The organism is Candidatus Sororendozoicomonas aggregata, from assembly GCF_031528575.1.
GTDB classification, from domain to species: Bacteria; Pseudomonadota; Gammaproteobacteria; order Pseudomonadales; family Endozoicomonadaceae; genus Endonucleibacter; species Endonucleibacter aggregata.
Genome location: NZ_JAVLSP010000101.1, coordinates 1 through 12,706 on the forward strand (window position 1 = coordinate 1; position 12,706 = coordinate 12,706).

At 46.3% G+C, this 12,706-nt stretch carries 11 protein-coding genes; 6 read left to right on the forward strand and 5 right to left on the reverse strand.

All coding sequences use genetic code 11. The features are described from left to right. Positions 1-144: 144 nt before the first annotated feature. From V4C51_RS15175 to V4C51_RS15185, 3 genes are all read right to left on the reverse strand, one after another. Positions 145-1,416: an AhpA/YtjB family protein gene (locus V4C51_RS15175; protein WP_330927024.1), complete on the reverse strand. Its 1,272-nt coding sequence runs from the start codon at positions 1,414-1,416 to the stop codon at positions 145-147. 75 nt (positions 1,417-1,491) lie between these two features. Then, the gene (locus V4C51_RS15180; protein ID WP_330927025.1) at positions 1,492-2,145 is read right to left on the reverse strand and encodes a DUF502 domain-containing protein; all 654 of its coding nucleotides are present in this window, start codon (positions 2,143-2,145) and stop codon (positions 1,492-1,494) included. Positions 2,146-2,147: 2 nt separating this feature from the next. Further along, positions 2,148-4,946, reverse strand: a complete 2,799-nt coding sequence (locus tag V4C51_RS15185; RefSeq protein ID WP_330927026.1) for a hybrid sensor histidine kinase/response regulator — start codon at positions 4,944-4,946, stop codon at positions 2,148-2,150. Between the two features lie 44 nt (positions 4,947-4,990). Between V4C51_RS15185 and V4C51_RS15190 the strand changes: the two genes are divergently transcribed. Further along, positions 4,991-5,281: a hypothetical protein gene (locus V4C51_RS15190; RefSeq protein WP_330927027.1), complete on the forward strand. Its 291-nt coding sequence runs from the start codon at positions 4,991-4,993 to the stop codon at positions 5,279-5,281. 291 nt (positions 5,282-5,572) lie between these two features. Beyond that, entirely contained in the window at positions 5,573-5,989 is a 417-nt protein-coding gene (locus V4C51_RS15195) for a hypothetical protein (RefSeq protein ID WP_330927028.1), read from the forward strand. 247 nt (positions 5,990-6,236) lie between these two features. Here the strand turns inward: V4C51_RS15195 and V4C51_RS15200 are convergent, their stop codons facing one another. Continuing rightward, positions 6,237-6,503: a TfoX/Sxy family protein gene (locus V4C51_RS15200; protein WP_330927029.1), complete on the reverse strand. Its 267-nt coding sequence runs from the start codon at positions 6,501-6,503 to the stop codon at positions 6,237-6,239. Between the two features lie 961 nt (positions 6,504-7,464). Here V4C51_RS15200 and V4C51_RS15205 point away from each other — a divergent pair. From V4C51_RS15205 to V4C51_RS15220, 4 genes are all read left to right on the forward strand, one after another. Then, entirely contained in the window at positions 7,465-8,208 is a 744-nt protein-coding gene (locus V4C51_RS15205; RefSeq protein ID WP_330927030.1) for a HesA/MoeB/ThiF family protein, read from the forward strand. An 885-nt stretch (positions 8,209-9,093) separates the two neighbouring features. Next, positions 9,094-11,331 (forward strand): penicillin-binding protein 1B, encoded by a 2,238-nt coding sequence (mrcB, locus tag V4C51_RS15210; protein ID WP_330927031.1) that lies wholly within the window; start codon positions 9,094-9,096, stop codon positions 11,329-11,331. A 12-nt stretch (positions 11,332-11,343) separates the two neighbouring features. After that, on the forward strand, positions 11,344-11,706 hold the full coding sequence (locus V4C51_RS15215) for a tetratricopeptide repeat protein (protein WP_330927032.1): 363 nt from the start codon (positions 11,344-11,346) through the stop codon (positions 11,704-11,706). A 92-nt stretch (positions 11,707-11,798) separates the two neighbouring features. Then, the gene (locus V4C51_RS15220; protein ID WP_330927033.1) at positions 11,799-12,110 is read left to right on the forward strand and encodes a YqcC family protein; all 312 of its coding nucleotides are present in this window, start codon (positions 11,799-11,801) and stop codon (positions 12,108-12,110) included. A 308-nt stretch (positions 12,111-12,418) separates the two neighbouring features. Here the strand turns inward: V4C51_RS15220 and V4C51_RS15225 are convergent, their stop codons facing one another. Then, positions 12,419-12,679 (reverse strand): DUF397 domain-containing protein, encoded by a 261-nt coding sequence (locus V4C51_RS15225; RefSeq protein ID WP_330927034.1) that lies wholly within the window; start codon positions 12,677-12,679, stop codon positions 12,419-12,421. Positions 12,680-12,706: the final 27 nt, after the last annotated feature.

Sequence of the window (12,706 nt, forward strand, 5' to 3'; positions counted from 1 at the left end):
ACCGTACTCCCCGGTACGGCGCTCCTTCGCAAAATCCCTTAGAGCCGCAAGGTTCCGCGCAATTCTCAGGGCGGTTTATGAAATATCCGGGTTAGCAGCCATTTTATGGTGTGGTTCAGCTCGAGGGTGATCAGGCTGTCAGAATTACTCTGTCTGATGTTTTATCGTGCTATCAAGGGAAAGTGATGAAACGGCCAGAACAATATCATCACCATGGCCACAGACATCAATCTCGATACTTTCGGGAGGAAACCAGCTAAGCTGTTCGCGTAGTAAATGCAGACCATCAGTACCAGGCAAGCTGGCGAGCATTAAAGCCTGGCTGGCGGCGCTGTCTTCAAGGGCCGGATGTTTGCTTTCGGGGTATTCTGGGCTGGTATCACTGATACAAAGTCCCAGACCTATTTGTAATGTTGCCACGTTGTGGTTTACCGTATCGTGGGAGTTTGCCTGAATCAGCAAGCTGCAATGTAAGGCATTAAGCGCAAAGTCATGGCCGTCCATGGTTGAGAAAGTTGAAGTTGAAAAACGAATATAACAGTTGCCCTCTGGTGAGTAGCTGACAGTCCCATTATAACGTCTGGCGGCTTCTTCAACCATCAGAGCATTCTGCTCGACGATCAGGATTAAGTCCTGCGGTGCCAGTATTTGTTGTAGTCGGCTCATATTTTTAGGGCGTATAGCCACAATAGCGGATATTTCGCTCTCTGTTAATTCTGATGTCTCGGCAGCAGATTCTTTATTTTTCTCTGTCAGTTGGTGCTCTAACAAGGCAGCAATACGGGCCACCTCGCCTTTTGGTTTAATATAGCCGGGTTGTTGTGTCAGTACAGAGCGCAGTTGTCGCTCAATTAACTGGAGTTGTCTGGTGATTTTATCGCCAAAGAGATAAACCAGCGCAAGCCCGATGACAAGTAACAGGGCGTTAATCGCAAAGATCGTGTGAATCACTCCCCTTGCGCTTTGCTTTAACAAAGCGTCATTGAGGGATAAGTGAACATAGCCTGCGATAACATCCTGAGAGTGAATAGGTGCAGGCGTGATTTGTGTGGCGTGTGAAAGAGGTACTGCCGTATTTTTGGCGTGTCCGATACGTTGGTTATCAATACTATAAATTGATGCCTGGTTTATATAGGGGCTTTGTACGAGGTTGTTCAGGAGGATGCTCAGGCTGAGCCGGTCCCCGGTCATCAGCATGTTGGCTGCTGCTTTTGCTGTTTGCTCACTGAGCAGTGTGCCAATATTTTGTATTTGCTGTGTGTTGGCAGCCTGGGTCTGTGATGAAACTAACCAGGAGCTAAACGCCGTGACTGATACGATAAGCGCGCCATATAAAATCATCAATTGAAATTTCAGTGATAAGCCGGAAAGAGGCGAGGTGATCTTAAACGTGTTCTTATATAGCCGAAAGGTCAAGCTGGGTCTCCCTATGAAGCAATTGGGCAATAAAGCGATAGATTGCCCTGATAACAGGCGCTTCTCAAGTGGAATTCATGAAGTGGATGAAATCGTTGAGGGTGCGCTGTTTTCAAATAAACTGGATGATCCCGCGCCACAGGCAACAATAACCTTGAAAGCCTGATCCATGGAAATCCCGGGTAGGAGTTCAACCTGGTCGCTTGGCAGATGATAAATAACCCCGGAGGCAGGGCTCGGTGCTGTTGGAACGAACGCGGTATAGCTTCCATCGACATGCCTGCTGGTAATGAGGGCAATGGTCCATGTGGGGGTTGCCTTTCCATAAAGCCATACACGTGCCACTTCGCCTTTAAATGGAGCGGCATCTTTTCTCAGTATCATCTCTACGATCTCTTTCAGTGAGCGGTAGCCAGGCAGGGCTTTTAGAAGGCGGGTTTCCAATGTTTTATAGAGCCAGCTACCAAACCGGGTTCGAACAAAGTGGCCGACAACAGAGCAGGAAACAATAATAAGGAGAATAACAACGATATCTGACACAAAAATCGGAATACCATAGCCATCAAACAAGTGAGCCAAAGGGCTGATCCACTCTCCGATGGTTTGGATGAGCCAGCCAAAAAAGAACAGCATAATGGCAAGGGGGAGCAGTACAGTAAGCCCTCCTAAAATCGACTCATTGAGGAATAACCGAAAGAGTTTAAACTTGATGCGTTGTACCAGGCTCATAATCATTCCTTTGATTGTTTGTAGTGAAGAAGGGCTTTCATCGTATCAGCAGCCGTTGACTTCAGGCTATCAATAAGGGTGGCGGCACTGTCAAGATTATTGTCAAGGCTCGCTTTTTCAATGGCTCCCGCGATCTCCCCCAAAGGGATGGCGCCAATATTCTGACTACTTGATTTGAGTGTGTGTGAGGCCCTGGTGAGTAGCTTTATATCTGTTTGTCGCAGGGACGATTCAATATCCGCCATGAGCTGGTGGGCATCCTCAATATAGCTTTGCAGCAGACCATAGAACTCCTCTTCCATTAGCTCCTCAAGCATAGTAAGGGTTTCTATCTTAATCACTTCAGCAGGTGGCGCTGATGTCTGAGGGTCTTCAAGATGCTTTGTGTTACTTGCCTGAGGGTGGGACGGTGAATCCAGCCAGTATTCCAACCGGTTTTTCAACAAGTCCAGCTTGATGGGCTTGGAGAGGTAGTCATCCATGCCTGAGGTTAAACATTTTTCCCTGTCACCAACCATGGCATTGGCCGTCATCGCAACAATGGGCACCCTTGGCTGGTGTTGACTGGTTTCCCGTTTCCGGATGTGTTTTGTGGCATCATACCCACTCATGTTGGGCATTTGGCAATCCATGAAGATAAGGTCATACTGTTTTTTTTCCGACATACGCACAGCAATGGCACCATCATCGGCTATATCAATATGGTGAAAACCCAGTTTGTTCAGCATACTGACAGCGACTTTCTGATTGATTGTATTGTCTTCAACCAAAAGTAGCTGAGCATCATGGCGTATCACCGTGTGTGCCGCGGCGGTGGCGGCCGCCTCTGTTTTGCCCTCTCCCCGCATGGCTGCCAAGGTAATATCGAGCAGTTGTGACTGTCGGTAGGGTTTGCTCAGGCAAGCGTGTATGCCTGCCTGTTTTTGTTCTGTGGTTGAGATGAGGCCGACTGAGCTTAGCATTATCCGCTTGTTGTCATTGATCCTTTCATCGTTTTTGATGATTGTTGATAATTCAACACCGTCCATGTCGGGCATATGCATATCCAAAAAGACCACGGCAAAGGGGGCATCGCTGGCCGCTTCGCGGAGTTTTGCCAACGCTTGTCTGCCATTGTTGGCTTCTTCATAGGGCATCTCCCACGCGCGCAGGTAATGCCGTAAAATTTCACGATTTGTTGCATTGTCATCAACGATCAGTGCTTTTACGCCTGTTAATGTCTGGCAGGATTCCTGGTCGGGTAACGCCATTGACTGGGTCGATGGTTGCATGGCTATCTCAAATGAGAACAGGGAGCCTTTGCCCTGTTCGGAGCTTACGCTGATATCTCCCCCCATCAAGTTGACTAACTGACGGGAAATGGTCAGCCCCAGGCCCGTGCCCCCAAATTTCCGGGTAGTGCTACCGTCAGCTTGAGTAAATGAGGAGAACAGTTTCTTTTGTGCTTCGGGGGGGATGCCAATACCGGTATCTTCAACAGAGAAACGCACGATGACAGTTTTTTTCTGGTGTGCCACCAGGCTGGTACGGACAGTGATACTCCCCCGCTCAGTAAATTTGACCGCATTGCTTAATAAGTTAGTGAGTACCTGTCGTAAGCGAAGGGGGTCTCCTTGCAGTTTTTTGGGGAGTTGAGTGTCGGTGTAGCAGTTTAGTTCAAGCTGTTTTTCCCGCACAGTGGCAATTAACAGGGCGCAGACGTCTTCTGTGAGTGCTCCGGGGTCCATATCAATGCATTCTATAGGCATTTTCCCCGCTTCAATTTTGGAGAAGTCGAGGATGTCATTGATAATATGAAGCAGCGTATCGGCAGAAGCGTGGGCAGTATTCAAAAAGTCACTTTGTTCTTTATTCAACGGGGTGTCTTGCAGCAGCTCAAGCATTCCAAGTACGCCATTCATCGGTGTTCTGATTTCATGACTCATGTTGGCAAGGAACATACCTTTTGCTTTTGCCGCTTCAATAGCGACGTCTTTGGCTCTGTTCATTTCTTCAACACTGTCTTTTAACTGGGAGTTTTTTGTATCAAGTTCGCGGGTTCGGTTTGCAACAGCAGTTTCTAACTCTTCGCGGTGGTGTTGAAGCCGCAAATCCCGCTCGGTAATTTGATGGAGCATGTTATTAAAGCATTGATAGAGTTGCCCAATTTCGTCGTTGTTATCGGTGTGGACTTTTCGGTCAAATTGCTCGTTGTCAGTAATGTCGCTGATTACCGCTGCAAGCTCGGTGACAGGGCGAGCAAGCAGCCTTTGAAGACGGGAGGTGAGAATTGATGCTGCGATGACTGAAGCCAGCGCTGCCATCAATGCAACAAGAAGATTTTTAAACAATTCCTGATAAAGGAGAGAAAGGTCTGACTGTATATAAATACCGCCAAGAAACTGACCATCTACGTGTATGGGACGATAGAGATGCAGCCGGTTATTACTGAAATTCGTTACCGGTAACTCAAGTGCCCCCTGGCTGAAACGCTCGAGTTTACTCTGAGGCCGATGATAAATTGCCAGGGGTTGACCGGTGCTGGTAAATAGTTGTGCTGATTGTATATGGGGGGTCGTTGAGAAGGCGTTTAGCAGGCGCTCGGCAGAATGACTGTCGTCAAACATTAATGATGCCTCCGCGTTGGAGCTGGTAATTTCTGTCAACGACTCAAGGTCTCTGACCAATTCAGTCCGTGCATTGAGGAGGTCATTAATTGTTTGAATAGACAGAGTAACGAGTAATACAGTGTAGGCAGTAATGAGCATTGCGTAGCGCAATTTGCGCTTAATGGGCAGGTTTTTGAAATTCAAAAGTTCCATGGTATGCCATCGCCGTTTTGTCAAACAGGTGAAGCTGTGAATGAATGAAAATCCACCCGTTTACAGCAAGGCAGGGGAGCGAATTTCAAGACTGTATTCTTTTAAAACTAGCGCAAAATCATCGGGGTTCAATAATAATAAATGACAGACGTTCTTTCTCGCTCGGGACCAGATCCTTGCGCAAAGGCAATCAGGCGGATAAAGAATTTTCTGAAACAGTGCGTTTCGACATCAGCCTGTCTGGCTTATTGGCGCAATCTCGGTCAAAGGATAGTAGTGAGGGTATTTCAGGCGCATCACTGCAAAAGTACTTATCACTGCATCATGAATGGTGAAATTGTGATAATGTTATGCTGACTTTTCTTGCGAAAGTCTGGAATTTTAGCCGCTTGTTCAGATTCAGAAGCTGTGTTGAGCAGTTTTTCAGCTGTTGTTACGATGTTGTTACTAGAGTGTTGAAATTCTACCGTATAGTCCATGATTGTAGCAACAAGGGTTCAAACGACAGCTCTTGTTATGTTTTAATCAGTTCTGCGGAAACTGCTGACAGTGTACTGTTACGTCACACTTTCGGCAATAATTGCTGTGGATGTGTTTGAGTTTGAGTGATTACCGTTGGAGTTATCATGACAACATTAAGCTTAGTTTCTTCATCTTTACTTTTTTTGTTAGCTGCCAGTACGAGTTACGCTGGAAACACTTCCCATTATACGTTTAACCCTGAGACAGTTAAAATCAGGATGACTGCTACTGTTCCGCCCACTCCGGTCACCTTAAGATGCCGAACAGAAAAAGGAGAAGCTACTGTAAAAAATATGGAGATAGTTGACAGGTTTTGTCTTCGTTTTGACATTAAGAGTAAGGAAGGCGGGCGACTAATATCTCCGACTAAAAGTGTTGTTTTGACATCAAAAGATACAAGCTATGGTTGCCTGAACTGGTATAAGATGATAATCGATATTGCTAATACCCACAAAACAAAAACGGAGATTATCTGTACTGCGGATAAAGAAAGTGATTTTTCATGGAAACCAATCAGTTGAACAAAAATGAAGAGCGTAATAAGGAGTAATGTCGCTACTTTTTCATTTTGTTCACTTTGGACAGACGATGTCGTCAGATCAATGGCGTTCACGTATGCGCCCGTAACACCTGGCGTTATCAGGAAGATCTTATAGTTTTATAGTCAAGCTCTTTACATCAAAAGGCAGGCTTACTCATAGCGGTGAAAATCAAATGAGTGCCTGCTCCCCACAATCCATTAAAAGCCAATGGGTATTAATGGATTATTTATTGGAGGCCAGACCTCGCATTGACTGCTTGTAATAAACGGTGCTTTTGTTCTTTTGTTAGTTCACTCCAATGTGCATTATTTAAAGCACCTTCGAGGGCATAGAGAAGGACTTTAGAAACTTTGAACCCCCTGTCACGGACTCTGCAGTAGGTTTCAACAGAGCCTGTTTTCCTTAATTGATCAAGCGTCTTGATACCGATAGCATTTAACCATTGAACAGATGTTTTACCCAGATTTTTTAATTCTATTAGCTCACTAGACATACAGATACCTAATTCAACCCCGGTAATTAGAACTAAGGTTTATATTTCTAAACGAAGGAAGCGGTGTTTATTTAATAATAGACGTTACTTTTAAACCGTACAGTTTTCGTAGTAACTTTCAATTTGTAGTATTTTTTTATGCTTTTTTAGATCTGAAGTGTCATTTTATAAAAAGGATGAAACGATGGGTTTATGTCAAGAACGACATACTTGCCATAGAGAAAAGGAATATTGTCAGAAAACAAGCAAGGAGGAATTATACCCATGACCAGTATAGATGCTTTGTTTTTCAGTGGATACCTTCTATTTTGACTGCAGTGGCTATTGCGTCTGGAGAAAGGGCTCCATCAGGATACGTTTTGCCACCACTGTCCGATTTTTGTGGTCCATTTCAATCAGTGGTAGTTGAAAACCAACACTGTGCGTAACCTGGGCTGGTTCGTTTAACGTGGGAAGGAATAGTAAGAAATACCCTGTCTGGTCAGGTTCTTCTGTCAATAGAATCTGGGGGTAGGCAATTGTACAGGATGACGGTGCGGGGTGTATTTCAGCGTTTCGCGACAGCCTCTCTGTGCGGAGATGTAGGCGAGGCTTGCAAAGCAAGCCATTTGTTGTATTCTCTGTCTGTCAGGCGTTTCCAACGATTACGCTACCTGACAGGAAAAGTAAAATACCTCCGCTTTTTGCCCGTGTATCTCAACAGTCCGAAAGGTAGAGCAGATTGTCGAATAAGGCGTATACCGCTACTGGTAAGGGATACGCTGCGGCGGGGCATTGCCGTCTGGTAGCAGGAACCCCCGTCGTTCACGTCGGGGAGGATGTCAATTGAGTACAGGTATAGTCGCCACATTGTGGATGTTCGGCTGGCTTCGCGCCTTTTTAGCAACCTGGCTGAATCCTGAAGATGGCTGAACGAATTGTTTCACCCAAATGGAATTAAGGATAGGACTTACTTGTCAGTATGTTGAGTGATGACCAGTTATTGAGGTATAGTCGGCAGATTATGCTCTCAGGCATTGACCTGGTTGGGCAAGATTGTTTGTTGACGGCCCATGCTGTTATTTTTGGAATGGGTGGGCTGGGCACGCCGGCAGCGCAGTATCTTGCAGCAGCAGGCGTGGGGCGCTTGACACTGGCTGATCCTGACGTGGTTGAATTATCAAACCTTCAGCGACAAATACTCTATACCCAGCAAGATATCGGAAAGCCTAAAGTTGCGTGTGCTGCCCGGCGGTTGCGGGCAATGAATCCAGATATTCAGATTGATACCCTTCAGGCACGTTTGGATGAAAAACAGCTAGCAGAAGTCATTTCCGGTGCCACTGTTGTTTTGGGGGCAACGGATAGTTTTTCCAGCCGATTTGCGATCAGTGACGCCTGTTTAGGCGCTTCCGTTCCATTGGTCAATGGTGCGGCAATAAAAATGAGTGGGCAGTTATCAGTGTATGATTACCGACAGCGAGGAGGCCCCTGCTACCGTTGTTTATACAGTGAAGACAGGGCTGATCAAACAAGTTGCCATGAGTCGGGTATTTTAGGTCCGGTTGTAGGCACAATTGGTACTTTGCAGGCTGTAGAGGCCATTAAGTTATTGGTGGGTATAGATCAGGGCGTGAGCGGTCATTTACTGTTGTTTGACGCAATGACAATGGAGTGGCAGAAACTTCGGCTTTCAAAAGATCCCCAGTGCCCTGTATGCCATTAAGGATCGGTTCCTTCAGTGTTCCAGCGGGATCTGAAGCACTACTTTTGGATGTCTCATTATCATGGTTAGACGACTATAATAGCCAGGAGCCTGTCGGACTTAAGACAATTTCGGCCTAAAATCCAGAAAATGCGAGAAAATGCGAGAAAATGCGAGAAAATGCGAGAAAATGCGAGAAAGTGCGGCCAGAATTTCCGATCAATTTGCTTAAACAGATCAACTATTCGCGCAAATTGATCGAAAATTCTGACTCGCCCTACTGAATTTTATGCTCGAAAGCATAAGTCGGACAGGCTCCCAGGGTTACAAAAAAAATCATAGAAGACCTGCGTTTCAAAATGCTGACAGACGTCGTCAATATCACAAAATACTGCTGTTAGCTCGGATATTTCATAAACTGCCCTGAGAATTGCGCAGAACCTTGCGGCTCTAAGGGATTTTGCGAAGGAGCGCCGTACCGGGGATTACGGTTGACTGAGCAAAACTCCCTCAGAGCCGCAAGGAGCAAGCAAGGCCAGGAGCATGTTTATGAAATATCCGGGTTAGCATGGAGCCACTCCACAGTTTTTATAAATGGCACCGTACTACAAAACGTTGCTTTCTTATGTTGAACTCAGGTTGCTGAGCGTTAAGTGGGTTTTTCTTTGATAAGCCAGTGAATGTCAGCAGAATCATTTTTTTATCACAAAAGCACGCCATTACGTTTATTATTAAAGCTCACAATTCTAACTGTATCTAACCGTATAAACAGGAAATGCACAGCGCATAAGCAGATTTATGGCAGAAACTCCACAAGTAACAGATACTCTCGACACCGGCGATCATTCTCAGCCTCCAAACCAGCCTCCTGGAAAAAAGAGAAAAGTACGCTGGGGAAGAGTATTCATGTTGTTCAGCCTTATCATTGTTGTGTTTATGGGGGGACTGGCCTGGCACTTAAACGGTATTGTCACCCGGCAATTTGAAGGAAAAAAATGGGCGATTCCGGCCAAGGTTTATGCCAGAGCGTTGGAGCTTTATGAAGGAAAGGTATTGTCTCCCAATGCGCTTGAGCATCAGCTGAAACAACAGGGTTATCAGGCTGTTCAAACTGTTAAACGACCAGGAACGTTTTTTCGCTCAGGTAATAACTTCACTATCTACAGCCGGGGTTTTCAGTTTGCAGATGGTGTTGAGCCTTCTACCTATGGGCAGGTGCGTTTTTCTCATAATAAAGTGATTTCACTAAATGGTAAAAACGGCTCGTCTCTTCCTCTGCTACGACTTGATCCGCAATTGATCGGCGGGATTTATCCGGCAAGCTACGAAGATCGTTTATTGATTCGTACAGAGCAGGCTCCCCAGTACCTTGTACCGGCTTTGATTGCGGTTGAAGACCGGGATTTCTACCACCACTTTGGCGTCTCTCCCAAGGCTATTGCCCGAGCCATGTTCACGAATGTAGTGGCAGGCGGTATTGTGCAAGGTGGCAGTACGTTAACGCAGCAGTTGGTAAAAAACTTTTTCCTGAACAATGAACAGACACTGGCGCGCAAAGGCAAAGAGGCCATTATGGCGTTATTGCTTGAGTGGCATTACAGCAAAGCCGAGATTCTTGAGACATATTTGAATGAAGTCTATCTGGGACAACAGGGAAGGCGTGCCGTGCATGGCTTTGGACTGGCGAGCCAGTTTTATTTCGCGCAGCCCCTTCAGGAGCTGAATCTGGCTAAAACAGCATTGTTGGTTGCGCTGGTCAAGGGGCCTTCTTTTTATGATCCGAGGCGTCACCCTGAGCGAGCGCTGGAGCGCAGGAACCTGGTTCTGGATTTACTTGCTGAGCAAGGGCTTGCACCAGCAGATGAAGTTGAGCGCTCTAAAGAGCTACCTTTGGAGGTGGTGAGTCGGGAGCAGCTCAGGACAAGCGAATTTCCGGCTTATATTGATTTGGTAAAGCAGCAGTTACGTGAAGATTATAAAGAGGAGGATTTAACCTCTGAAGGGTTGCGGATTTTCTCTAATCTGGACCCCATCATTCAGAGGGCGGCACAGAGAAGTGTCACAAAAACCCTTGACTCTCTGGATAATACCAAAGAAAAGGCACTGCAAAGTGCATTGGTTGTCACTAACGCCCAAACTGGTGATGTGCTGGCATTGGTGGGTGACAGAAACTCGGGGTATGATGGTTTTAACCGTGCCATTGACGCTTATCGCTCAGTGGGTTCACTGTTAAAACCAGCGATCTATTTAACAGCGCTGCAAAACCCTGATCGTTATACGCTGACCACGTTAGTTAATGATGAGGCTGTCAAGATCAAAGAGGGTACAGGCGGTTTCTGGGAGCCTAAAAACGACGACGGCATCACTCACGGAATTGTTCCTCTGTATCAGGCTCTGGTGAAATCCTATAATCTGGCCACAGTGAACATCGGTATGGATCTTGGTGTTGATAATGTCCTCAATACTGTTAAAGCACTGGGTATCAAAAAATCGTTGCCGACCTATCCGTCTGTATTACTGGGAGCGGCCTCACTGTCACCGCTGGACATGGCGAATATGTATCAAACCATTGCCAGTGGTGGCTTCAGGATGCCCCTGCGTGCTATCGATGCTGTACTTGACGCCCACAGTAAACCGTTAAAGCGTTATGGCCTGACAGTGGAGAGAACAGTGGATGCTGACAGCATGGAGCTACTACGATTTGTCTTGGGACTCAACATGCTCGAAGGTACGGGCCGTCGGGCTTATCAGTCCATTGATCCTGATATTGCCTTAGGTGGCAAAAGTGGTACATCCAATGACCAGAGGGACAGCTGGTTTGCCGGGTATTCCGGTAATTTGATGGCCGTCAGCTGGGTAGGTTATGATGATAATTCGCCAACCCATTTCTATGGCAGCACAGGAGCATTGTCGGTATGGCGGCACTTTATGGCATCGGTGCCCTTAACGTCTGTCCATTCGGTACCTACCGAGCATATTGAGCTTGAGTGGGTAAAACCCGAAAAGAACGTGAAAACATACCGCTACTGTGAAAATGCCGTACGGTTTCCTTATATCAAAGGATCGGCACCGAAAGCAACCGAGGGCTGCGCATTTGGGAAAGGGACATCTGTTATGGATAAAATTAAATCCTGGTTTGAGTAAAGGACGCGTATTATGGTTGTTTTTCGTTATGTAGCAATGGTGCTTGCGCTGCTGCTTGCCGGTTGTACGACGACAACCACACTCAAACCTGAGGCGGCCTTGTCCAATGGCGGCGCGCCTGATTCAGCTGTTGGGGTCTTGCTGAATCAGGCTCAGAAAGCACAAGCTAAAGGTGACCTGGCAGCAGCTGATGGCTGGCTTGTGCGTGCCATGCGGATCAGTCCTACAGCGCCGGTGGTGTACTATCGCATGGCCCTGTTACGCAAACAGCAGGGGCAACCGGATCAGGCGCGGCAGCTAGCCTCAAGAGCCTTGAGTCTGGCTCCGGACAAACGGATGAAACGGGATATAAATAAGTTTCTACAGCAGTTGTGAATGTCTCACTCACTCAATAGAAGACTGCTGTCATGGTGGCAGTAGTCTGTTATAGTCTTCTTTTTTCGTTGCTTGATGGTTAACCCTACTCAATGACCCATGATGTACTTAATCTGCTCAATGCCATGGAGCAAGAGCTAAAGAAATTGGCGCTGTGGGAGGGTTTGCCACCTTCGCCAGAAGCACTGGCCAGCACAACGCCTTTTTGTATGAATACCCTGCGTCTGAGTCAGTGGCTGCAGTGGATTTTTATTCCGCGGGTGCGGGCCATAATCGACCAGGGAGCAGAGTTGCCGGTTGGAGCCAATATGAAACCTTATGCTGAAGAGGCCTTTGCGGTGGATGGTGTTCATTCCACCGTTTTATTGGATATCATAGGTCAGCTTGATCAGGTGATGAGTTAGAAGCAGTCTTAAACGTCATGCTCCTACTGCGGCTACGAGAAATGGGTCTAAAAAGCCGTTTTTGTTCGTCAAATAGTCCCGCTATTCTCCTCACAAAAGCGACTTTTTATCCTCCATTTTTCGCAGTCCTCGCTACGGGCAGACTTCTAAGACTGCTTCTTTAGGCTCTGTCAGATTGTGAAGTTGATAATCCAGGAAGCTGCCCATGATCTTTTGTGAAAAGCCAAACCGATGAGAAACAACGAGAAAGACTGTCTGTTTTTTGGTTTTTCGGGGAACATGATTGAGAAGCTTTTCAGGAGCCTTTTTTAAAAGTCGAACTCATTATTTTTTGCGCCTTTTATAAAGGCCAGCCATTCTCTTTCAGTAAAAGATAAAGGCTTGCAAGACGGGTTTTTACTGTCTCTTACCAGAATATGATCATCATCTTTAGCAACTTCTACACACATACGGCTCCATGGAAAGCAGAAAGATGACTTTATAAAATTTTGATTTTTCATAGAAAACTCTCTTTTAGCGATTAACTCAAGTGGGATTCTAGTAGGAAAAATCCCTATAAATGGCTTCATACATTTATTTTGCTTTTTTTTTTACGT